The sequence below is a fragment of the Thalassococcus halodurans genome (genome assembly GCF_900108225.1).
GTDB classification, from domain to species: Bacteria; Pseudomonadota; Alphaproteobacteria; order Rhodobacterales; family Rhodobacteraceae; genus Thalassococcus; species Thalassococcus halodurans.
The window spans coordinates 224,024-246,459 of the sequence record NZ_FNUZ01000005.1 but is presented as its reverse complement, the minus strand read 5'-3'; the positions used below and the strand labels follow the sequence as shown (position 1 = coordinate 246,459).

The 22,436-nt window shown below is 57.5% G+C and carries 16 protein-coding genes; 8 read left to right on the top strand and 8 right to left on the bottom strand.

Going from position 1 to position 22,436, the window contains the following annotated elements; genetic code table 11:
• The first annotated feature begins 323 nt into the window (after nucleotides 1-323).
• Together rpoB and rpoC are read left to right on the top strand one after the other, a co-directional pair.
• A complete protein-coding gene (rpoB, locus tag C4S59_RS15730) occupies nucleotides 324-4,463 on the top strand; it encodes a DNA-directed RNA polymerase subunit beta (RefSeq protein WP_103911468.1) in 4,140 nt (1,379 codons plus the stop codon).
• Between the two features lie 97 nt (nucleotides 4,464-4,560).
• On the top strand, nucleotides 4,561-8,817 hold the full coding sequence (gene rpoC, locus C4S59_RS15725) for a DNA-directed RNA polymerase subunit beta' (protein ID WP_103911467.1): 4,257 nt from the start codon (nucleotides 4,561-4,563) through the stop codon (nucleotides 8,815-8,817).
• Between the two features lie 230 nt (nucleotides 8,818-9,047).
• Here rpoC and C4S59_RS15720 read toward each other — a convergent pair whose 3' ends face one another.
• Both C4S59_RS15720 and C4S59_RS15715 read right to left on the bottom strand, forming a co-directional pair.
• Nucleotides 9,048-9,443, bottom strand: coding sequence for a hypothetical protein (locus C4S59_RS15720; RefSeq protein ID WP_103911466.1), 396 nt, complete (start codon nucleotides 9,441-9,443; stop codon nucleotides 9,048-9,050).
• Between the two features lie 8 nt (nucleotides 9,444-9,451).
• The gene (locus C4S59_RS15715) at nucleotides 9,452-10,654 is read right to left on the bottom strand and encodes a pyridoxal phosphate-dependent aminotransferase (RefSeq protein ID WP_103911465.1); all 1,203 of its coding nucleotides are present in this window, start codon (nucleotides 10,652-10,654) and stop codon (nucleotides 9,452-9,454) included.
• Between the two features lie 96 nt (nucleotides 10,655-10,750).
• Between C4S59_RS15715 and C4S59_RS15710 the strand changes: the two genes are divergently transcribed.
• The 3 genes from C4S59_RS15710 (at nucleotide 10,751) to C4S59_RS15700 (ending at nucleotide 12,007) form a co-directional block, all read left to right on the top strand.
• Nucleotides 10,751-11,140 (top strand): helix-turn-helix domain-containing protein, encoded by a 390-nt coding sequence (locus tag C4S59_RS15710; RefSeq protein ID WP_103911464.1) that lies wholly within the window; start codon nucleotides 10,751-10,753, stop codon nucleotides 11,138-11,140.
• Between the two features lies 1 nt (nucleotide 11,141).
• Entirely contained in the window at nucleotides 11,142-11,420 is a 279-nt protein-coding gene (locus C4S59_RS15705) for a succinate dehydrogenase assembly factor 2 (protein ID WP_103911463.1), read from the top strand.
• Nucleotides 11,421-11,509: 89 nt separating this feature from the next.
• Complete coding sequence (locus C4S59_RS15700) at nucleotides 11,510-12,007, top strand: MarR family winged helix-turn-helix transcriptional regulator (RefSeq protein WP_103911462.1); 498 nt, start codon at nucleotides 11,510-11,512, stop codon at nucleotides 12,005-12,007.
• Here C4S59_RS15700 and C4S59_RS15695 read toward each other — a convergent pair.
• From C4S59_RS15695 to C4S59_RS15680, 4 genes are all read right to left on the bottom strand, one after another.
• On the bottom strand, nucleotides 12,004-12,777 hold the full coding sequence (locus tag C4S59_RS15695) for a DUF1194 domain-containing protein (RefSeq protein WP_103911461.1): 774 nt from the start codon (nucleotides 12,775-12,777) through the stop codon (nucleotides 12,004-12,006). The genes C4S59_RS15700 and C4S59_RS15695 overlap by 4 nt on opposite strands.
• Entirely contained in the window at nucleotides 12,744-13,178 is a 435-nt protein-coding gene (locus tag C4S59_RS15690) for a VOC family protein (protein ID WP_103911460.1), read from the bottom strand. Before C4S59_RS15690 ends, C4S59_RS15695 begins: the two co-directional genes overlap by 34 nt.
• Nucleotides 13,179-13,241: 63 nt before the next feature.
• Complete coding sequence (locus C4S59_RS15685) at nucleotides 13,242-14,633, bottom strand: surface lipoprotein assembly modifier (protein WP_103911459.1); 1,392 nt, start codon at nucleotides 14,631-14,633, stop codon at nucleotides 13,242-13,244.
• A gap of 32 nt (nucleotides 14,634-14,665) precedes the next feature.
• Nucleotides 14,666-15,724, bottom strand: a complete 1,059-nt coding sequence (locus tag C4S59_RS15680; protein ID WP_146064554.1) for a hypothetical protein — start codon at nucleotides 15,722-15,724, stop codon at nucleotides 14,666-14,668.
• A 201-nt stretch (nucleotides 15,725-15,925) separates the two neighbouring features.
• Here C4S59_RS15680 and thyX point away from each other — a divergent pair, with 201 nt between their 5' ends.
• From thyX to C4S59_RS15665, 3 genes are all read left to right on the top strand, one after another.
• Complete coding sequence (gene thyX / locus C4S59_RS15675) at nucleotides 15,926-16,828, top strand: FAD-dependent thymidylate synthase (RefSeq protein WP_103911457.1); 903 nt, start codon at nucleotides 15,926-15,928, stop codon at nucleotides 16,826-16,828.
• Between the two features lie 224 nt (nucleotides 16,829-17,052).
• Complete coding sequence (locus C4S59_RS15670) at nucleotides 17,053-17,382, top strand: hypothetical protein (protein WP_103911509.1); 330 nt, start codon at nucleotides 17,053-17,055, stop codon at nucleotides 17,380-17,382.
• 75 nt (nucleotides 17,383-17,457) lie between these two features.
• Nucleotides 17,458-18,249, top strand: coding sequence for an inositol monophosphatase family protein (locus tag C4S59_RS15665; protein WP_103911456.1), 792 nt, complete (start codon nucleotides 17,458-17,460; stop codon nucleotides 18,247-18,249).
• Here the strand turns inward: C4S59_RS15665 and C4S59_RS15660 are convergent, their stop codons facing one another.
• Complete coding sequence (locus C4S59_RS15660; RefSeq protein WP_103911455.1) at nucleotides 18,250-18,996, bottom strand: rhomboid family intramembrane serine protease; 747 nt, start codon at nucleotides 18,994-18,996, stop codon at nucleotides 18,250-18,252.
• A gap of 31 nt (nucleotides 18,997-19,027) precedes the next feature.
• Nucleotides 19,028-22,396: a bifunctional proline dehydrogenase/L-glutamate gamma-semialdehyde dehydrogenase PutA gene (gene putA / locus C4S59_RS15655; RefSeq protein WP_103911454.1), complete on the bottom strand. Its 3,369-nt coding sequence runs from the start codon at nucleotides 22,394-22,396 to the stop codon at nucleotides 19,028-19,030.
• Between the last annotated feature and the right edge of the window lie 40 nt (nucleotides 22,397-22,436).

The following is a 22,436-nucleotide window of genomic DNA, read 5'->3' as shown; positions in this document are numbered from 1 at the left end:
GTTCGAGTGATTCGAAGCCCGCTTTTACTTGTCCGATGCAGAGGGTGGCGCGCAACAGCTGATCAACACAATTCGCACACGGACAAAGGCCCAAGAAGGGCGCTGAAAACTCCGTCGCAATTGTGTTTTTTAACGATGAAAAACGCTGACTTGGTAAGATCCTGACGCTTCAGGATTTTTCCAAGGCAGGGCTTTCAGGATCGAGTGGTCTTCGGTGGGACGAAGGCCGAGAATGGATCTGATTTCAATGCCGTCACTGACAAGACATGCCGGAGCCCGACGGTATGCGCTTGAACGAGTTTATCGCAAAGGTGACATAGACCATGGCACAATCCTTCCTTGGCCAAAAACGTCTTCGGAGATACTACGGTAAGATCCGCGAAGTTCTGGACATGCCGAACCTGATCGAGGTTCAAAAATCGTCTTACGACCTGTTCCTGAAATCTGGCGACCAGCCAGAGCCGCTTGACGGCGAAGGGATCAAGGGCGTCTTCCAGTCGGTTTTCCCGATCAAGGACTTTAATGAAACCTCGGTTCTCGAGTTCGTCAGCTACGAGCTTGAAAAGCCCAAATACGATGTTGAGGAATGTCAGCAGCGTGACATGACCTACAGCGCACCCCTGAAGGTGACGCTGCGCCTGATCGTATTTGATGTCGATGAAGACACTGGCGCCAAGTCCGTTAAGGATATCAAAGAACAAGACGTGTTCATGGGCGATATGCCTTTGATGACACCGAACGGCACGTTCGTTGTGAACGGTACCGAGCGCGTGATCGTGTCCCAGATGCACCGTTCGCCGGGCGTGTTCTTTGACCACGACAAAGGTAAAACGCACAGCTCGGGTAAATTGCTGTTCGCTTGCCGTATCATCCCGTACCGCGGTTCCTGGCTGGACTTTGAATTCGACGCGAAAGACATCGTCTTCGCTCGTATCGACCGTCGCCGTAAGCTGCCTGTGACCACCCTGCTGTATGCGCTGGGTCTGGACCAGGAAGCGATCATGGACGCGTACTACAACACGGTCACCTTCAACCTGCGCAAGGGTGAAGGCTGGGAGACCAAGTTCTTCCCCGAGCGTGTTCGCGGCACCCGCCCGCTGTTCGATCTGATCGACGCCGACACAGGTGAAGTGATTGCCGAAGCCGGCAAAAAGGTCACGCCGCGCGCGGTTAAGAAACTGATCGACGAAGGCAAGGTTCAGAACCTGCTTGTTCCGTTCGAAAACATCCTTGGTAAGTTTGCTGCTCGCGACATTATCAACGAAGAAACTGGCGCGATTTACGTCGAAGCCGGTGACGAACTGACATGGACTGTCGACAAGGACGGTGAAGTCACAGGCGGCACGCTCAAAGAGCTGATCGACGCTGGCGTGACCGAGATTCCGGTTCTGGACATCGATAACGTCAACGTCGGTCCGTACATGCGCAACACAATGGCGCAGGACAAGAACGCGACCCGCGAAACCGCGCTGATGGACATCTACCGCGTTATGCGTCCGGGCGAGCCGCCGACCGTTGAAGCAGCCTCTGCGCTGTTCGACACGCTGTTCTTCGACAGCGAGCGTTATGACCTGTCCGCCGTTGGCCGCGTGAAAATGAACATGCGTCTGGCGCTGGATAAGCCGGATACGCAGCGTACGTTGGATCGTGAAGACATCGTTCAGTGTATCAAAGCGCTGGTTGATCTGCGTGACGGCCGTGGCGACATCGACGATATTGACCACCTTGGTAACCGTCGTGTCCGTTCCGTTGGCGAACTGATGGAAAACCAGTACCGCGTCGGCCTGCTTCGTATGGAGCGTGCGATCAAGGAACGTATGTCCTCGGTCGAGATCGACACGGTTATGCCGCAGGATCTGATCAACGCGAAACCGGCTGCTGCCGCTGTGCGCGAATTCTTTGGTTCGTCCCAGCTGTCGCAGTTCATGGACCAGACCAACCCGCTGTCGGAAGTCACGCACAAGCGCCGTCTCTCCGCGCTTGGGCCGGGCGGTCTGACACGCGAACGTGCGGGCTTTGAGGTTCGCGACGTTCACCCGACCCACTACGGTCGTATGTGTCCGATTGAAACGCCGGAAGGTCCGAACATCGGTCTTATCAACTCGCTGGCGACCTTCGCACGTGTGAACAAGTACGGCTTCATCGAAACACCCTACCGCGTCGTCAAAGACGGTAAGGTGACGGATGAAGTTCACTACATGTCCGCGACAGAAGAAATGCGCCACACCGTGGCTCAGGCGAACGCCAACCTCGATGAAGAGGGCCGTTTCGTTAACGATCTGGTCTCGACCCGTCAGTCCGGCGACTACACACTTGCTCCGAACGAAAGCGTTGACCTGATCGACGTTTCGCCGAAGCAGTTGGTCTCGGTTGCGGCATCTCTGATCCCGTTCCTTGAAAACGACGACGCTAACCGCGCCCTGATGGGTTCGAACATGCAACGTCAGGCCGTTCCGACCCTGCGCTCTGAAGCGCCGCTGGTTGGTACAGGTATCGAGGAAGTCGTGGCGCGTGACTCGGGCGCGGCCATTATGGCCAAGCGTGCCGGTGTCATCGACCAGGTTGACGCGATGCGTATCGTTATCCGCGCGACAGAAGATCTCGAACCCGGCGATCCGGGCGTTGATATCTACCGTATGCGCAAGTTCCAGCGTTCCAACCAGAACACATGTATCAACCAGCGTCCGCTGGTGAAGGTGGGTGACACGGTCCAGAAAGGCGAGGTTATCGCTGACGGTCCGTCCACAGATATGGGTGAACTGGCGCTTGGTAAGAACGTGGTCGTCGCGTTCATGCCTTGGAACGGTTACAACTACGAAGACTCGATCCTGATCTCCGAGCGTATCTCGCGTGATGACGTCTTTACTTCGGTTCACATCGAAGAATTCGAAGTCGCCGCACGTGACACCAAGCTTGGGCCGGAAGAAATCACTCGCGACATTCCGAACGTCGGTGAAGAAGCGCTGCGCAACCTCGACGAGGCTGGCATCGTTTACATCGGTGCGGACGTAGAGCCGGGCGATATCCTTGTCGGTAAGATCACACCGAAGGGCGAAAGCCCGATGACGCCGGAAGAAAAGCTTCTGCGCGCCATCTTCGGTGAAAAGGCATCCGACGTTCGTGACACATCCCTGCGCGTGAAGCCCGGTGACTACGGTACAGTCGTAGAAGTCCGCGTCTTCAACCGCCACGGTGTGGAAAAAGACGAACGTGCGCTGCAGATCGAACGCGAAGAAATCGAACGTCTGGCACGTGACCGCGACGACGAACTCGCGATCCTGGACCGCAACATCTATGCGCGTCTGAAGGACATGATCTTTGGCAAAGTCGCTGTGAAAGGCCCGAAAGGCGTCAAAGCGAACTCGGTCATCGATGATGAACTGCTGGATAGCCTGACACGTGGTCAGTGGTGGCAGCTTGCTCTTGAGGACGAAGACGATGCGAAAATCGTCGAAGCCCTGCACGAGCAGTACGAGGCGCAGAAGCGTACTCTGGATGCCCGTTTCGAAGACAAGGTCGAAAAAGTCCGCCGCGGCGACGATCTGCCCCCGGGCGTTATGAAGATGGTCAAAGTCTTCATCGCCGTGAAGCGCAAGCTTCAGCCGGGCGATAAGATGGCGGGTCGTCACGGGAACAAAGGTGTCGTTTCCCGCGTGGTCCCGATGGAAGACATGCCGTTCCTCGAAGATGGTACGCCTGTTGACCTCTGTCTGAACCCGCTGGGCGTTCCGTCGCGTATGAACGTCGGTCAGATCCTTGAAACCCACATGGGTTGGGCCGCTCGTGCCCTTGGTCTGAAAGTCGATGATGCGCTGCAGGAATACCGTCGTTCCGGCGACCTGACACCTGTTCGCGAAGCGATGAAGCTGGTTTACGGCGAAGACGTTTACGCCGAAGGCATCCAAGGCCTCGACGAAAACGAACTGCTGGAAATCGCGGGCAACGTCACAAGCGGTGTTCCGATCGCAACGCCGGTCTTCGACGGTGCGAAAGAAGCAGACGTAAACGACGCTCTGGCGCGTGCCGGTTTCGATACCTCGGGTCAGTCGACACTGTTCGACGGTCGTACAGGTGAACAGTTCAGCCGTAAGGTCACCGTTGGTGTGAAATACCTGCTGAAACTGCACCACCTGGTCGATGACAAGATCCACGCACGTTCCACTGGCCCGTACAGCCTCGTTACGCAGCAGCCGCTGGGTGGTAAGGCGCAGTTCGGTGGTCAGCGCTTCGGTGAGATGGAGGTCTGGGCTCTGGAAGCTTATGGCGCTGCATACACCCTGCAGGAAATGCTGACGGTCAAGTCGGATGACGTGGCTGGCCGGACGAAGGTCTATGAATCGATCGTCAAAGGCGAAGACAACTTTGAAGCCGGTGTTCCGGAATCCTTCAACGTTCTCGTCAAAGAGGTTCGCGGCCTTGGCCTGAATATGGAACTCCTGGATGCGGAGGAAGACGAAGAGTGATCAGGGCCTAGCCCGATCCAGACCGGCGGTGCGCCGAAGGGCGCACCTCACGGTTTCACTCTTTTCCCCCGCACCCTCTAATTTGTGAGGACACAATATGAACCAGGAACTGACCAACAACCCGTTCAACCCTCTCGCGGCACCCAAGGTGTTCGACGAGATCAAGGTTTCGCTGGCATCGCCCGAGCGGATCCTGTCTTGGTCCTTTGGTGAGATCAAGAAACCCGAAACCATCAACTACCGGACGTTCAAGCCCGAGCGTGACGGCCTGTTCTGTGCGCGTATCTTTGGCCCGATCAAAGACTACGAATGTCTCTGCGGCAAATATAAGCGCATGAAGTATCGCGGCGTTGTCTGCGAAAAATGTGGTGTTGAAGTTACCCTTCAGAAAGTGCGTCGCGAACGCATGGGCCACATCGAACTGGCAGCACCCTGCGCGCACATCTGGTTCCTGAAATCGCTGCCGTCCCGTATCGGTCTGATGCTGGACATGACGCTGCGTGATCTGGAACGCGTTCTGTATTTCGAAAACTACGTCGTGATCGAACCGGGTCTGACTGACCTGACCTACGGCCAGATGCTCAATGAAGAAGAGTATATGGACGCGCAGGACCAGTACGGCATGGACGCGTTCACCGCGAACATCGGTGCCGAAGCGATCCGCGAAATGCTGGCCCAGATCGATCTGGAAGCCGAAGCAGAGCAACTGCGCGCTGATCTGAAAGAGGCGACAGGCGAACTGAAGCCCAAGAAGATCATCAAGCGTCTGAAGGTTGTCGAAAGCTTCCTGGAATCCGGCAACCGTCCGGAATGGATGATCATGACCGTGATCCCCGTGATCCCGCCGGAACTACGACCGCTGGTTCCGCTGGATGGCGGCCGTTTCGCGACATCGGATCTGAACGATCTGTACCGTCGTGTGATCAACCGGAACAACCGTCTGAAGCGTCTGATCGAACTGCGCGCGCCTGACATCATCGTCCGTAACGAAAAGCGGATGCTGCAGGAATCCGTTGACGCCTTGTTCGACAACGGCCGTCGTGGCCGCGTCATCACAGGTGCCAACAAGCGCCCGCTGAAGTCGCTGTCCGACATGCTGAAAGGTAAGCAGGGTCGTTTCCGTCAGAACCTTTTGGGTAAGCGCGTCGACTTCTCGGGTCGTTCGGTTATCGTGACAGGTCCGGAACTGAAGCTGCACCAGTGTGGTCTGCCGAAGAAGATGGCGCTCGAACTGTTCAAGCCGTTCATCTATTCGCGCCTTGAGGCCAAAGGTCTGTCTTCGACTGTTAAGCAGGCGAAGAAACTGGTCGAAAAAGAACGTCCCGAGGTGTGGGATATCCTTGATGAGGTTATCCGCGAACACCCGGTCATGCTGAACCGTGCGCCTACGCTGCACCGTCTTGGCATTCAGGCGTTCGAACCGGTTCTGATCGAAGGTAAAGCGATCCAGCTGCACCCGCTGGTCTGTTCGGCCTTTAACGCCGACTTCGACGGTGACCAGATGGCGGTTCACGTACCGCTGTCGCTGGAGGCGCAGCTTGAAGCCCGCGTTCTGATGATGTCGACGAACAACGTTCTGTCGCCCGCAAACGGCGCACCGATCATCGTTCCGTCGCAGGATATGATTTTGGGTCTGTACTACGTCTCCATCATGCGTGAAGGCATGAAGGGCGAAGGCATGTCCTTCTCGTCGCTGGAAGAGGTGGAACACGCCCTGAACGCTGGCGAAGTGCACCTGCACGCCAAGATCACCTGCCGCGTCAAGCAGATCGACGAAGAAGGCAACGAAGTCTGGAAGCGTTTCGAAACAACGCCGGGCCGTGTCCGTCTGGGCGCTCTGCTGCCGATGAACGCGAAAGCTCCGTTTGACCTGGTCAACACGCTGCTGCGTAAGAAAGACGTGCAGAAAGTCATCGACACCGTCTACCGTTACTGCGGTCAGAAAGAGTCGGTCATCTTCTGTGACCAGATCATGTCCACCGGCTTTAAAGAAGCTTTCAAGGCAGGCATCTCGTTCGGTAAGGACGACATGGTTATCCCTGACAGCAAATGGCCGATCGTCGAAGAGACACGTGATCAGGTTAAAGACTTTGAACAGCAGTACATGGACGGCCTGATCACTCAGGGCGAAAAGTACAACAAAGTTGTCGATGCGTGGTCGAAGTGTAACGACAAAGTCACCGAAGCGATGATGAGCACGATCTCGGCATCGCAGCACGACGAGAATGGCGCAGAAATGGAACCGAACTCGGTTTACATGATGGCCCACTCCGGTGCTCGTGGCTCGGTTACTCAGATGAAGCAGCTGGGTGGTATGCGTGGCCTGATGGCAAAGCCGAACGGCGACATCATCGAAACGCCGATCATCTCGAACTTTAAAGAAGGTCTGACCGTTCTTGAGTACTTCAACTCGACACACGGTGCCCGTAAGGGTCTGTCGGATACCGCTTTGAAGACTGCGAACTCGGGTTACCTGACACGTCGTCTGGTTGACGTTGCGCAGGACTGCATCATTCGCATGAATGACTGTGGCACTGACAAGTCGATCACAGCAGAAGCCGCCATCAACGACGGTGAAGTTGTTGCGTCCCTGGGCGAACGTATTCTGGGCCGTGTGGCTGCAGAAGACATCCTGCGTCCGGGTACAGACGAGGTCATCATCCGTGAAGGCCAGCTGATCGACGAACGTATGTCCGATGCCGTCGAAGAGGCCGCAGTTCAGACAGCGCGCATCCGCTCGCCGCTGACCTGTGAGGCCGAAGAAGGCGTCTGCGCAATGTGCTACGGTCGTGACCTCGCACGCGGTACAATGGTGAACACAGGTGAAGCTGTCGGTATTATCGCCGCTCAGTCCATCGGTGAACCGGGTACACAGCTGACAATGCGTACGTTCCACATCGGTGGTGTTGCTCAGGGTGGTCAGCAGTCCTTCCTCGAAGCATCGCAGGAAGGTAAGATCGCCTACGAAAACGACCAGACCATTGAAAACGCCAACGGCGAAACATTGGTTGTCGGCCGCAACATGAAGCTGCGGATCGTGGACGAGCACGGTGCCGAACGCGCCAGCCACAAGCTGGGCTATGGTACCAAGCTGTTCCTGAAAGAAGGTCAGGATGTTGCCCGCGGTGACAAACTGTTCGAATGGGACCCGTACACACTGCCGATCATCGCCGAGAAGGACGGTATCGTCCGTCACGTCGACCTCGTGAACGGTCTGGCCGTTCGCGAAGAGACCGACGATGCGACAGGCATGACCCAGAAGATCGTGATCGACTGGCGTGCGGCGCCGAAAGGCAACGAGCTGAAGCCGGAAATCATCCTGATGGGTGAAGATGGCGAGCCCGTACGCAACGCAGTTGGCAACCCGATCACCTACCCGATGTCCGTGGACGCGATCCTGTCGTCCGAAGACGGTCAGAAGGTTCAGGCTGGTGACGTCGTGGCCCGTATCCCGCGCGAAGGTGCGAAGACGAAGGACATTACCGGTGGTCTGCCGCGTGTGGCCGAACTCTTCGAAGCACGTCGCCCGAAAGATCACGCGATCATCGCGGAAATCGACGGATATGTGCGCTTTGGCAAGGACTACAAGAACAAGCGTCGCATCTCCATCGAGCCGGCGGACGACAGCCTCGAGCCGAAGGAATATATGATCCCGAAGGGCAAGCATATTCCGGTTGGCGAAGGCGACTTTGTCCAGAAGGGCGACTACATCATGGACGGCAACCCCGCGCCGCATGACATCCTGTCCATCATGGGTGTCGAAGCGCTGGCGAACTACATGATCGACGAAGTTCAGGACGTCTATCGTCTGCAGGGCGTTAAGATCAACGACAAGCACGTCGAAGTGATCGTTCGCCAGATGCTGCAGAAGTGGGAAATCCTGGACAGCGGTGACACAACGCTTCTGAAGGGCGAACATGTCGATAAGGCAGAGTTCGACGCGATGAACGAGAAGACCATCAAGAAGGGCGGCCGTCCGGCACAGGGCGAACCGATCCTGCTTGGTATCACGAAGGCGTCCTTGCAGACTCGTTCGTTCATCTCGGCGGCGTCCTTCCAGGAAACAACCCGCGTTCTGACCGAGGCATCGGTACAGGGCAAGAAAGACAAGCTGGTTGGCCTGAAAGAGAACGTCATCGTGGGTCGTCTGATCCCTGCCGGTACAGGTGGCGCGATGCAGAAAGTGCGTCGTATCGCAACCGAGCGCGACAACGTCGTTATCGAAGCACGCCGCGACGAAGCGCAAGCTGCAGCCGCTCTGGCTGCACCGGAAGCATCGGCTGGCGAAGACGACGTAATCGGTGGCGACGCGTTCGACACACTGGTCGTCGATACACCGGAAAGCCGCGAGTAAGATCGTCTTTATATGAATTGGAAAAGGCCCTGCGATGCGCGGGGCCTTTTTTCTTTGGGGCTTTGCCCCCTTGGCCTACGGCCAATTCCCCCAAGGTATTTGGGGAAAGAAAATAGCAGGTTGTTAAGTTTTGTGAGCGAACGTTCGTGTGCGGTACAGGCGGAGGCGCCGTTGACCGTGAAAGGAAATGCAGCGCATTTCAGGCCCGTCCCGTAAAAAGGGCGGGCTGTTTATTTGGAAGCGAGCCGGTCGGCCTTTTTGCGGACAAGGACGTTGCGCAAGTCGTGCATAGCCAACAACAGCGCATCTGTGACGCTTTCCAGTTGGTCATCTGTAGCTTTGGATTGGGCCCATTGGGTGGTCAGGTTCAGATGGTCCACGGCGCGGTGGATATCGTCCACGTCGCGTTGTGCCAGAAGTGCCTGACGATTGGAAATCCAGTCCTGAATGGCAAGCTTTTCGCCCTCGGTGAGGGTGCGGTCGCCATGGGGTTTGATGTCGCCATTTCGGACGTTGGCCACGGCGATCTGTTCCATATCGATCCGGCGTTGCCGGTTTTCCGTATCGACGCGGAAGACGACAGCACCATTTTCACGCACACGGAAGTATAGCTCGGGCAAAGTCATGGGGAACCTCAGGTCAGTCCGGCGCAGAAGGATTTGATACGGTCGCAGGCCTCGGTCACGGCCTCATCCGATGTAGCATAGCTGATGCGGAAATGCGGGCTTAGGCCAAAGGCGGCGCCAAAGACGACGGCCACGCCTTTTTCTTCCAAAAGCGCGGTTGCGAAATCCTCATCATTCTCGATCTTGCGTCCGCCTTCGCTGGTTTTACCGATGCAGCCTGCGACAGACGGATACACGTAGAACGCACCTTCAGGGGTGGGGCAGGTGATGCCTGCGCAATCGTTCAGACCCGCAACAACCAGATCGCGGCGACGCAGGAACGCATCGCAGCGGGTTGCCAGAAAGTCCTGAGGGCCGTTCAGCGCCTCAACCGCGGCCCACTGGCTGATCGAACAGGGGTTGGTTGTCGATTGCGACTGGATCTTGCGCATGGCGTTGATGATGACCTCGGGGCCAGCTGCATAGCCGATGCGCCAGCCGGTCATGGCATAAGCCTTGGACACGCCGTTCACGGTCAATGTGCGGTCATAAAGCTTGGGCTCGACCTGTGCTGGCGTGCAGAACTTGAAATCGTCAAAGGCCAGATGTTCATACATATCGTCTGTCAGAACCCACACATGTTCGTGCCGCAGCAGAACATCTGTCAGAGCCTTCAATTCGTCCCAGCTGTACCCCGCACCTGTCGGGTTGGAGGGCGAGTTGAACAGGAACCACTTAGTATTCGGCGTGATCGCGGCCTCAAGGGCGTCGGGTGTCAGCTTAAAGCCGGTGCCCATGGGGCAATCGACAATCACAGGTGTCCCCCCGCCCAGACGGACGATGTCAGGGTAGCTGACCCAGTAAGGGGCAGGGATGATCACCTCGTCGCCGGGGTTCAGGCTGGCCATCAGGGCGTTGTACAGAACCTGCTTGCCGCCGGTAGAAACCGACACTTGCGATGGCTGATAGCTCAGTCCGTTTTCGCGCTGGAATTTGTCACAGATGGCTTGCTTCAATTCAGGAATGCCGTCGGGCGCTGTATACTTCGTTTTACCTGCATGAATTGCCGCAATAGCGGCTTTCTTGATGTTTTCAGGCGTGTCAAAGTCGGGCTCACCGGCACCGAGCGAGATAATATCCTTGCCTGCATCGGCCAGTTCACGGGCCAATTGCGAAACTGCAACGGTGGGAGATGGTTTGACCCTCGCGAGGGTCTCGGACAAAAAGGGCATGGAAACCGTTCCCGATATGGCTGTTACCCATGTCTTAAGTCGGCATCGACGGGCATGCAATGCTGTATGAAACTGACGACCTATAAGGAGACACAGATGAGCACAGACGACTGGTATGGACCTGAAACAGCAACATTCGGTGACCGGATCGCGGCTGCACGGGACGCTGCGGGAATGACGCCGGAACAGTTCGCACGTCGCATCGGTGTCAAACTGAAGACGCTGCAGAACTGGGAAGCAGATATCTCGGAGCCTCGGGCCAACAAGCTTTCGATGATCTCGGGTCTGTTGAATGTGTCGATTGGCTGGCTGTTGATGGGCGAAGGTGACGGTGTTGAAGCACCCCTTGACGAAACGGCCCCCTCCGCTGATGTAAAGGCCGTCCTGCAGGACATGCGTGATCTGCAGGTTGAAATTAAGTCGATGGCTGGCCGTATGTCGCGTTTGGAAAAACGTCTGCGGACCGCAATCGCCAACGGGGGCTGATATGCAGGAAATCCGACCGGAAAATGAAACCCGCGAAAACAAGATCAAGCGCTTGGCGATGCGGTCCATGCGTCGCGGGACGAAGGAAATGGATCTGATCCTGATGCGCTTTGCTGATGCGCGTCTGTCCGGCATGACAGACGACCAACTGGCCCATTACGATGATCTGTTGTCGGAAAATGATCAGGATCTCTACAAATGGATTTCCGGTCAGGATGCGGCGCCTTCGGAATTTTCCGGTCTGATTTCCGAAATTGCAGCCCAAGAGCCTGCGAAATAACTCAGATTTTATCGAAACGTCGTGGTTTAACCGATTTTTCGTGAAATTAGCGCAACGTTCTCTGCGTTTACGGACAAACGGAGAGACAGATGAGCATACATTCCACGCTCGGTACACCGGCCCGTTCCGGGTTCATGACCGGGTATCTTGAGGCATTGGCACTGGTCGAACGGCTTCACCGTTTGCTGCTGGATGTGATCAAGGACGAATTCGAACGCACCAACGTGCTGGATATCAACGCGGTTCAGGCGCTATTGCTGTTCAACATCGGCGACAACGAAGTGACGGCGGGCGAGCTGAAATCGCGCGGCTATTATCAGGGGTCCAACGTCAGCTATAACCTGAAAAAGCTGGTCGAAATGGGCTATATGCATCACCAGCGCTGCGAAATCGACCGCCGGTCTGTGCGGGTTAAGCTAACGCCAAAGGGCCGCGAAATCCGCGCCATCGTGGACAAGCTGTTCCAGCGTCACGCCGACGGGATTGAGAAAAAGAACGTTCTGCGTGCCGAGGGCCTTCTGGATATCACGGATTCCCTAAAGCGCGTTGAACGCTATTGGACTGATCAGATCAGGTACATTTATTAATTGGCGGCAATATCGGCACGATCCGGATCATCCAGATGGCCGACCACCATACCGCCGATTTCACGTAAAAGTTTGCGCGTCATCGCGTTTTTGTAACCGACATAGCCCGTGGAAGTTTCGACAAAGGCGCCCGGACCGTGGCGCACTTGATCCTCGAAATAGAATTCAACCATCGGGTCGGCCCCCAGAACGGCGAGGCCATTGACGGTGACATCAGAGAACGGAAAATGTTTGTAGGCCAATTGCGGGCCGAACCCGTCATTACTGATGCCGTCGCCTGAAACATCGATCACCTTGCGATCACATTGCGGCGCACGTTCCAGCATCGTGGCTCCGAACCCAAGGGCATAGCCCATCGCGGTCGGAAACCGTGTAAAGCTGCGTTTGGACGACGCTATGGCCGCGACGACCCGGTCGATGTCGGAGTTGTCGTTGATAAGCGACCAGTTCAGAACGATATGGTTCTGCCGGCGGCCGCTCCATTCGTAGACGGCAAGGGCAACAGGAGTGCCGGATGCCAGCAGCGCACGGCGCACGTCGGGATCGTCCAGCGCCAAAGCCACGCCATTGCGCTGAAGATCGTATTCTTCGGCGTCAACCGATGAGGACACATCCAGCGCAAGCAGCAGGGCCAAGCTGCAATCGGCCCGAGCCAGCGCTGGAAAACAGAAGGCAGCAGCCGCCACCGCGCCGGTTAGGGCGCGATGGTAAAAGGATCGCCGCTGCCCGCTGCCGTTTACCAATGGCCCGTATTCTCCATCGAGGCCCATGGCTCTTGCGGTGGAAGGGCATCGCCCTCTTGCAGCAGTTCGACCGACACGTTGTCGGGCGAGCGGACAAAGGCCATGTGGCCATCACGCGGCGGGCGGTTGATCGTCACGCCGTTGTCCATCAACTTTTGGCAAAGTTCATAAATGTTGCCGACTTTATAGGCGAGGTGGCCGAAGTGGCGGCTGTCTGAAGGCAGCCCGTCATCGCCATCCCAGTTATACGTCAGTTCCACATCGGCGGTGCCATCGTCCTGATCAGGCGGGCAGAGAAACACCAGCGTAAAGCGCCCCGCCTCGCTTTCCTTGCGCTGGCGTTCTTTCAGGCCAAGCAGTTTGTAAAACGCAATCGACGCCTCAAGGTCTTTGACGCGGACCATCGTGTGCAGATATCGGATCGACATAGGGTGTCCTCGGTTTGAAATCTTTATCCGAGGGTAGCGGCCCGCGCGGGTTTGTCGAGGGGCTCAGAAGCGGGATTTCAGGCCCAGTTGCAAACCCAGATTGTCCCGGTCGTAAATTGCTAGGTTCGAGTCCGTCTCTTCCGTGCGGATTTTTACTGTAGGAACAAAGCCGTAGTAATCCAGCGCATTGACGGTGAAATTCACCTCGGCCCCGTAGGTATAGTCGTCGCGGTCGCCAAACGACACGGTGGTCGCATCAAAGTGGCGGTGCTTGGCATCAACGGCCAGCTGCACCTTTGTGCCGAACACAGGCTTGCCCAATGCAAAGGCTACAAAGGCAGAGCGTTCTTCGAAATCCAGATAGGTCGCGTCCGATTGGCTACTGGCCTGACCAACACCTACCTGAAGCCCGTGGCCGCCGGGTATGACGTAACTCAGGCTGGCCGAACTGCGCAGCAAATCGGCGTCCTGACGTTCGCCCAGACCTTCTTGCCATTCGTGGTTCACAGTCAAACTTGCCGCCAGCTTTGGCGTGATCGCATACCTCAGACCAGTCGAGGCGGTTGCGCTCTGGCTGAGTGGCTCACCGCCGTACCACGCTTTGTTGACGCCGATCTGCCCGTTCAGCGCCAAACGCCCATTGGCAGCAAACCAGTCTTGCGACAGTCCCGCCGACAGTTGTGTAAGCGCAAAGTCGCTGCCCTTGGTGTCAGGTGCAATATCCTTGGCTTCCTCGGACAGGCTGTAGGTCTTGTGCGAGGCCGCAAAGCTTAGGCTTGTACGTGTCTGTTTCGTCTTTCGCAGCGTGTAACGCGTTGAAAGTCCGTAGGAATATTCAACGCCTGACAGCGCCCGTGCCGATCCTTGCAGCACAAAATCAAACGGCAGATCGTAAATCGACACCGTGTCACTGCTGGATCCACCATTGACGTTCGAACTGGGCGAGACCGAGAAACTCAGTTGCGTGGACCACGGGTTTTGTTCACGCACATACCGGAAATCACGCTCGGCCTTGGCCCTCAGTTCCGGTGTCGGCGCAATCTGCAACGCCCGGCGCAACCACCACTGCGCCCGCGTGCGTGCCCCGTCCGACGACAAGGCCTGCGCATTGGCCAGTGCCGCAGCATATTTGACCTCATCGTTATTGGCATATTTCCACGCATTCTGCGCAGCGGATTTTGCCAAATCGCTCTGTCCTACATCCCGCGCAGCACGACTGACTAACAACCATGCATCAGCGTCTTCGGGATCGCGAACTGTCAGGGCCTCTGCCACACGCAACGCCTGAGCTGGCTGACGGTTGACCAAAAGGGTCACAGCCAATCGGCGCATTTCATCCGGCGTGTAGGTTCCCGACGCGACTGTGACCTGTCCTGCCCCAGTATCGGATAGGGCAGGTGCCGCAAGCGCAAAGCTGGCGGCTGCAATGCAGATCAGACAACGTGCCAGTCGCATGGTTGGCGTCCTCTTTAATCAGGTCCGCGCAGTTAGCGTGTGACGATGAAGCCGCCGGTTTCTTCGAACGAGGTCGAGTTTCTAGGGTCTGTACCGGTCATCACAACAATACCGACAATCTCGGAAGCACCGTCACCTGCCATGATCGCATAGTAGTTGCCGCTCGACAGGTTCGTGGTTGAGCCATTGTCCAGTTCGAGCAGCGTAAAGACTTCGCTTGTGACTTCGCCGTTTGTATCAGCGGCATCTATGCGGATCACGGGGTTGATGTCAGGCAGATTGTCTTGGCCAAGTCCGTTGGTCGGGCGAACACCTTGGGTATTGGCTGTCATCAGCGCATCCAGATACTCGGTCGTCACATCGTTCCCGTTGATATCGTAGAGATGACGGTCAACGACATAAAGCGACACGCCCGGAGCTTGGTTAAAGTCGTTGAAATCCACGCTCATCCTGGCCGTGCCGGTGACATAGTCCAACCCGGTGGCTCCTTCGTAGACGCGGACGCCGCCGTAGTCGCCAATATAGGTCGCCTGAATATCCGTGGGCAGCGTAACACTGCCTTCCCGTTCGTATGTATATCCGCGGAACCCAAAGTCGTTGTAACCGGCCGGACGCACAATCGCGAATTTTGTCGTACCCGTATCCGAGACGCCATAGACGGCACGGTATTCTGCATCATCGTGTTGAAGGCCGGAAATGGGATCGATGCCCGGAGCGTCGGATTCATACACGGCAATATTCGGGGCCAAGGACGATACTGCAGTCCCGCGGCTGTATGTGTTGTCGCCGTCAAACGCGAGGTTATCAACGTAGAAAGTATCGGTTGCCGAGTCATAGTCGTAGCCGGTTGCGACACCCGCGCCTTCGCCGTCATCTGCTTCTACGCGAACAATTGCTGTGTCCGGTGTTGGGCTTGCTGTGCCCGGCGGTAAGGTGCGATCGCCGCCGATGGGATCAGCATCGTCTTCGGTGTCTGTACCGGTATCCGTGTCCGTTTCTTCTTCTTCGGTGTTCTGCAGCGGGTTGCTGCCGCCACCGCCGCACGCGGAAACAAGCGCCAATGCCAAAATCATCGCGGAAATACGTAACATGCCTAAACTGCCCCGAACCTAATTTATTTGGGTTTGCCAATACCCTGAGAATACCCCACTGCCAAGTCAACCTTAACGAAGGTCTTGACCGCGAAATAAATTTTCCTGCGGCTTAAATGTCTTCACTCTATATGGTGGTTTTCCCCGAAGTTATCTGCAACATATGGGGCGAGCGATTCATCTGGTGGGAGAAGACAGACCATGCCCCTGACACAAGACCAACAGGACGAAATCAACGAACTGCGGTCCACCACCACGCAGACCCTGCGGGCGACAGCCCCCGGCATGGAAAAGCATCTGTATACCGCCTATCCGGTTCTGGATCACGGCTTTGTCCGTGTCATCGACTATATGGGCGACGACAACGCGATCACGCAGGCGGCGCGCGTATCTTACGGCAAAGGCACCAAGGCCGTATCGAATGACGAAGGTCTGATCCGCTACCTGATGCGTCACTGGCACTCGACCCCGTTCGAGATGTGCGAACTGAAACTGCACGTCAAACTGCCGGTCTTCGTGGCGCGCCAGTGGATTCGCCACCGGACGGCAAACGTGAATGAATATTCCGCCCGCTATTCGATTCTGGATCGTGAATTCTATATCCCTGCGCCGGAACATCTGGCGGCGCAGTCTGTGGTGAACAACCAAGGCCGCGGCGAAGCCCTGAGCGGCGAAGAGGCCGAGCGCGTGCTGCGCTACCTGCGCGATGATGCGATGCGCTGCTATGATCACTACGAAGAAATGATCAGTCAAGACGACCAGCAGGGTCTGGCCCGCGAACTGGCCCGCATGAACCTGCCTGCAAACGTCTACACCCAGTGGTACTGGAAGGTGGATCTGCACAACCTGCTGCACTTCCTGCGCCTGCGTGCCGATGCCCATGCCCAGTACGAAATCCGCGTCTATGCCGATGAAATCTGCAAACTGGTCGCTGATTGGGTGCCCTACGCCTACAAAGCGTTCGAAGACTACCGCATGGGCGGCGCGACCCTGTCGTCCACCGCACTGGACTGCGTCCGCCGCATGATCAAAGGCGAAGAGGTCACGCAGGAAAATTCCGGCATGTCCAAAGGCGAATGGCGCGAATTCCAAGCTCTGCTGTAACGCCAGACCAATGACTTTAAGAAGGCCGGCACCCTGCGTGCCGGCTTTTGTTTTTTGTCCGGATGGGAATGCGCTGCGCCAAGCGTCGGCCTGAATGTCCGTTCCAACACATCAGCCATCATGAATGGTTTGAAAAGTTTGACTTAATCAGCAGTCTGGGTAAGATTCAGCGCAGCAAGTGGGGCGCTTTGGTCCCGAGTATCAAGAGTTTTACGGGGGAACCCATGCGGTTTACAAAAACACTTCCGGCGGCGGTTGCTGCACTGGTGCTTAGCACGTCGACGGCTTTTGCGTGGGATGATGCCTACAAGGGCGACGCCACCCACAATCCGAACAGCAACGTTCTGATGCACGAATACAAAGCCGCAAACAATTGCCCAGCAGGCCAGCAGCCTGTGATGATGGGTGGCGTGATCTGCTGCGGCGAGCCGAACGCAGGCCCCTACATCAACCGTGCAAGCGCCCCCAAGAAGGTCGTGCGCAGCTACAGCGCGCCTGTTGGCGTGAAGGGTGTCTATGCGCCTATCGGTGAAAAAGGCGTCGTTTACCGCTAAGCCTTCTGCTGCTCTTGGCTTCTGGGAAAAGGACGCGTATACGCGCGCCCTGACGAATGTGGAGTCCCGATCGCCATGCAAGGCAGCGCCAACCTAAACATCATGATCAAAGCGGCCCGTAAGGCGGGCCGTTCCTTGGTAAAAGATTTTCGCGAAGTCGAGAATCTGCAGGTGTCCATGAAGGGCGCAGGCGACTTTGTCAGCCGCGCTGATCTGGCGGCGGAAAAAATCTTGAAGGAAGAACTGTTGGGCGCGCGTCCCACTTACGGCTGGCTGGCAGAAGAAGGTGGCGAGATCGACGGCGAAGACCCGACACGCCGCTGGATTGTTGATCCGCTGGACGGCACAACTAACTTCCTGCACGGCTTGCCTCATTGGGCAGTGTCCATCGCGTTGGAACACAAGGGCCAGATCGTGGCCGGTGTGGTCTTTGACGCGGCCAAGGACGAACTGTTCTACGCAGAGCGCGGCGCAGGTGCATGGTTGAACGACAACAAACGTCTGCGCGTTTCTGGTCGTACGCGCATGATCGAAGCGATCTTTGCCACTGGCATTCCGTTCGCCGCGAAAAAGACGCTGCCAGCCACGCTGAAAGATCTGGCCAACCTGATGCCCGCTTGCGCCGGTGTGCGCCGCTTCGGTTCCGCCGCGCTGGATTTGGCTTATGTCGCCGCTGGTCGTTATGACGGCTATTGGGAGCGTGAGCTTCAGATCTGGGACACCGCCGCTGGTGCGCTTCTGGCGCTTGAGGCCGGTGCCTTGGTTTCCGGTGTACGCGAAGGTCAGGACCCGCTGGAAAGCGGTTCGATCCTTTGTGCGAACAACCAGATTTTCGATCAGTTCGCCCGCACGATCCGCGAAGCGTAATCAGCGCTTTCTTCTGATTTTCGGAACATTGGTCCGCCCGACGCGATAGGTCGCTTCGGGATGCGGCGGTTGTCCGTCTGTCCGGTCCCAGAAATCCGGGCCGCCCAGCGCGCGCCAGACTGGTAGGGCCAGCACCACGCCTGCAATAAAGCCGCCCGCATGCGCCCAATAGGCCACGCCGCCTGCGTCGGTCGCCGTGCCGATCCCACCGATCAATTGCATGCCGAACCACAGGGCCAGCATAATCCACGCAGGGATCGTGATAACGCGGAAGATGATGATCAGGATGATCAGAATATCCACCTGTGCCCTTGGAAACAGCAGCAGGTAAGCCCCCATTACACCCGCAATCGCGCCCGAGGCCCCGACCATGGGAACAGGGGTGAAGGGTTCGGTCAGATACTGCGCGCCACCGGCGGCCAGACCGCAGGCCAGATAGAACAGGGCAAAGCCCAGATGGCCCATCTTGTCTTCGATATTGTCGCCGAAAATGTACAGAAATAGCATATTACCAGCCAAATGTGCGATTCCGCCATGTAAAAACATCGAACTGACGAAACCGCTTAGCCCGTCGCCCTGACTGACGCGGGCGGGGATCAGTGCGTAGTCATAGAAAAAGCGGTTCAACTCCATCTCTTGGGAAAAGAGAGGGTAATAGCCGATAAAGATCAGGACATTCGCCGCGATCAGAAGGTAGGTGACAAAGGGCACGCGCCCCGACGGGTTGTGATCGCGAATTGGAAACATGGGATCAAAGTCGGGGCGAACGGGCGGGGCGTCAAGATGCCCCGCTTAATAGTTTCGCATTTCCGCCCGCTGCTGTGGTGTCCACACAGACGTGTCGTTCGCCCATCACGTGGCCCGTGTCAGGTGCGCCCGTGATCAGCGGCAGGATCGGGCCCGCGCGCTGGGCCAGTGCCTTGCGATACCCGCGGGCGGTGTCGTGATCGCCCCACCAAATGGCGCCTGCGATGTTGCTGAAGCCCGCCAGCTTGGCTGGCTCCAATTGGCCGGACACGGTTTTTGCGGCGCCCCCCATCGCTTCGATCATCTGTACCTGACGCGCGATGTCGTCACTGGTCGGGCCAAGGCATAGGATCGGTTTGCGCGGGCGAAGCGTCAGCACGTTGGATTCGCCGGTTGGGCCGGGCAGTTCCAGTTGGGCGTCTGGCGCGGCCTTCAGCTCAGACTGATCCACCGGATGCGAACGGAAGCGATCCAGATACAAAGGTCCGCCTGCTTTCGGGCCGGTGCCGGACAGGCCTTCGCCACCAAAGGGCTGGCTGCCGACAATCGCGCCGATCTGGTTGCGGTTCACATAGATATTCCCCGCCTCGATCCGATCAGCCACGTATTGAACGCGATCGTCGATCCGTGTCTGCAGGCCAAAGGTCAGCCCGTATCCCGTCCCGTTGATGGCATCGATCACGGCATCCAGTTCTTCCGATTTGAAGGTCGCGACGTGCAGGGCGGGGCCGAAAACCTCTTTCCCCAGATCGGCGATGCTGTTCACCTTGATCAACGTAGGCGCAACGAAGTGGCCGTTGTCGGGGCAGGGTAGGGCATGCAGCACACGGCCTTTGGCCATAGCTTCGTCGATATAATCCTGAATGCCTGCGCGTGCCTCTTCGTCAATGACGGGGCCGACATCGCAGTGCGTCTGCCAAGGGTCTCCGATTTGCAGACAGTCCATCGCGCCTTTCAGCATGTCGATAAACCCGTCTGCGATGTCTTCTTGCACATACAGGCACCGCAGGGCCGAGCAGCGCTGGCCTGCGGATTGGAAGGCAGACTCGATAATCGCCTGAACCGCTTGTTCCGGCAGCGCTGTGGAATCCACGACCATCGCGTTTAAGCCACCGGTTTCCGCAATCAGCGGCGCACCGGGGTTCAGGTGCGTGGCCATTGTCTTGTGAATGATTTGCGCGGTCTCTGTGGATCCGGTGAAGGCGACCCCGTCGATGGCGGGGTTCGATGTCAGGGCAGCGCCTGTCACCCCGTCACCTGGCAGGATTTGAAGGGCAGTGGGGGGCACGCCGGCCTCGATCATCAGTTCGGCGGCACGCACGGCAATCAGCGGTGTCTGTTCTGCCGGTTTCGCCAGAACTGCGTTTCCTGCGGCCAAGGCGGCCGCGATCTGGCCTGTGAAGATCGCCAAGGGGAAGTTCCACGGGCTGATGCAGGCAAACCGCCCCAAGGCGGGCGCGTCAGTGGCGCGGGCCGCGTAGTAGCGCAGGAAATCCACCGCCTCGCGGAGTTCGGCGATGGCGTCCATCACGCTTTTGCCCGCCTCGCGATGCAGGAGCGCGAAGAGTTCGCCAAAGTTTTCCTCATACAGATGCGCGGCATGGGTCAACACAGCGGCGCGCACCACAGCAGGAGCGTTCCAAGGGCTGGCGGCCTCAACCGCCTGTGCAACGGTTTCGGGACCGGCCCACGTGACTTGCCCAACGTGATCGTCTGGTCTTGCGGGATTGAGCACAGGGTGCACCGCTCCGTCAGGCGTCTGATCGGCGACCAGCGGATCAGCAGTCCATGCGTGGTTGGCAAAGGCACCACGGGCGGTATCAATCGCCGTCATGTCCGGCGTGTCCCGCATATCCCAACCTTTGGAGTTCGTCCGTTCCGGCATGAACAGATCAGGACCGGTTTGGATGGCCGCGCCAGAGATGTTTTCAAAAGGATCAGCCGCGATTTCGGTCGGGCTGACGTCCTCGTCTACGATCTGGTTCACGAAAGACGAATTCGCCCCGTTTTCCAGCAAGCGGCGCACAAGATAGGCCAGCAGATCGCGATGCGCGCCGACCGGCGCATAGATACGGCAGCGCGTGCCGTTGCGCGATTTGACGATGTCGTGCAATGCCTCGCCCATGCCGTGAAGTCGTTGGAATTCAAAGACTTTCAGATCATCCGCCATGTGTAGAACGGCAGCGACGGTATGCGCATTGTGGGTCGCGAACTGCGGGTAAATCCGGTCGGTCATACCCAGCAGTTTCCGTGCGATCGAGATGTAGGACACGTCCGTTGCGGACTTGGATGTAAAGACCGGAAAGCTGTCCAATCCCGCCACCTGTGCGCGTTTGATCTCGGTGTCCCAATAGGCGCCCTTGACCAGACGCACCATGATCTTGCGGTCCAGTCGTGTGGCCAGATCATACAGCCAGTCAACCACGTCTGCGGCGCGTTTGCCGTAGGCCTGAACCACCACCCCGAACCCGTCCCAACCGGCCAGTGCTGGATCGGCAAGTACCGCTTCGATCACATCTAGCGATATGGTCAGGCGGTCCGCCTCTTCCGCGTCGACGTTCAACCCGATGCCAGCCTGTGCGGCCTTGATGCACAGGGCGCGGAAACGGGGGATCAGCTCTTGTTCCACAAGATCACGTTGCAGAATGTCATAGCGCGGATGCAGCGCCGACAGTTTTACCGAAATGCCAGGATTTTCGCGGATATCGTCATGTTTCGCCGCACCCGCGATGGCACGGATGGCGTTTTGATAGGCCTCGAAATAGCGCTGGGCGTCTTCGTCGGTGCGCGCGGCTTCGCCCAGCATGTCGTAAGAATAGGTATAACCCTTGGCCTCGGACCGACTGGCGCGCTTCATGGCCGAGGCGATGGTTTCACCCAGAACAAATTGATTGCCCATTTCACGCATCGCACGGGACACCGCCGTGCGGATCACCGGTTCGCCCAAACGCCGGATCGCGCTGCGCAGATGGCTGACGGGGCCTTTGTCTTCGTCATGCAGAACACGACCCGTCAACATCAGCGCCCACGTCGAGGCGTTCACCAAGGGCGAGGTCGAATGCCCCAAATGGCTGGCCCAATCCGAAGGCGCGATTTTATCTTCGATCAGCGCATCGATGGTGTCGGCATCCGGAACCCGCAACAAAGCCTCGGCCAGACACATCAGCGCGATGCCTTCATCGGTGGACAGGCCGTATTCTGCCAGAAACACCTCCATCAAACCGGGGCGCGTGTCGTTGCGAATGGCGCGCACCAGAATGGCGGCCTCGGTGCTGATCATGTCGCGATCCGTTACGGACAGATCTGCACTGGCCTTCAGATCAGCGATCTTCTGGGCTTCATCGGCATAGGCACTATGCTCAATTGCGTCGCGCAGGGCATGTGAGGTGTTTTTAAGCATGGCAATCTCCGGTCGATATGACTATGATACGCGAGAATAG